The sequence below is a fragment of the Rhizobacter sp. P1_G5 genome, from assembly GCF_056405435.1.
The window spans coordinates 1-878 of record NZ_JBFUCB010001103.1 but is presented as its reverse complement, the minus strand read 5'-3'; the positions used below and the strand labels follow the sequence as shown (position 1 = coordinate 878).

The window sequence follows — 878 nt, the reverse complement described above, 5'->3', positions numbered from 1 at the left end:
ACCAGCAGTCGATCATCAACGAGTTCGCCGGCTACAAGAAGTTCTACTTCATCGGCGGCAGCACCTCGTGGGCCAACGTGCGCGGCGTGCTGACGGCCAGCATCGACGACATCGACATCGTCGAGCAGACGCGGCTGAAGTCGCCGGTGGTCGACGTCTGGGGCGTCTCCGACAAGAACCTGTTCCTGGAAGCGAACGAGATGTTCCGCGCGCAGAAGACGCCGTTCTTCGCGATGATCCAGACCAGCGGCAACCACCGGCCGTACACCATCCCCGACGAGGACAAGGCCGCGTTCCAGCCGCCGACGCCGACCGATGCGCAGCTGGAGGACAACGGCTTCATCTCGGTCGACGAGTACCGTGCGTTCGCCTACCTCGACTGGTGCATCGGCCGCTTCATGGAAGCAGCGAAGAAGGAGGCGTACTTCAAGAACACGCTCTTCGCGTTCATCGGCGACCACGGGATCATCGGCGTGACCGGGCAGCACCTGCCGAAGTCATGGCACGACCTCGCGATCACGCAGGGCCACACGCCGTTCCTCGTCTATTCGCCCGGCCACGTGGCGCCGCGCCGCATCGACCACTGGGCGCAGCAGGTCGACGTGCTGCCGACGCTCGCGTCGCTGGCCGGCATCGGCTACCGCAACACCACGCTCGGGCGCGACCTGCTCGACCCGCAGTTCGATGCGAGCCGCGTGGCCTTCGAGTTCCAGTTCACCGGGCCGCGCCAACTGGGCGTGCTGGTCGGCACGCACATGCTGGTCGACCGGCAGCCGCCGGCGTTGTTCGACATCCTGTCGGACAAGCCGTCGGCCAACCTGCTGCAGCAGCAGCCGGTGGCGCCGGAGATCGCGGCGCTGCAGCAGCAGTGGGGGCAC

General features: G+C 66.6%; 1 protein-coding gene. It reads left to right on the top strand.

What is annotated here, in order from left to right:
- The coding region (locus AC1D12_RS34330) for an LTA synthase family protein (RefSeq protein WP_477845522.1) at positions 1–878 on the top strand (878 nt) is incomplete at both ends.